The following is a 201-nucleotide window of genomic DNA, read 5'->3' on the forward strand; positions in this document are numbered from 1 at the left end:
GCAACTATAGTACTCAACTGGAATTAGCGGCAAATTACCATATCGCGAAAAGTAAGCTGAATCGAACCATTAAGAAGGTTGAAGATGAATTGATGAAATCAAGACGTTTTACCCTGCCAAAACGAAGCATAACCACAGCAGAAGAACACTTTAACTGGGTCATTATTGATGCGACAGAATGTTCAATCGAACGCCCGAAAA

At 39.8% G+C, this 201-nt stretch carries 1 pseudogene; it reads left to right on the forward strand.

The annotated features are described in order from the left end of the window. Nucleotides 1-201: pseudogene (locus CYK47_RS15395) on the forward strand (hypothetical protein); the annotation flags it as partial.

The organism is Acinetobacter sp. B51(2017) (assembly GCF_003711395.1).
Classification (GTDB): Bacteria; Pseudomonadota; Gammaproteobacteria; order Pseudomonadales; family Moraxellaceae; genus Acinetobacter.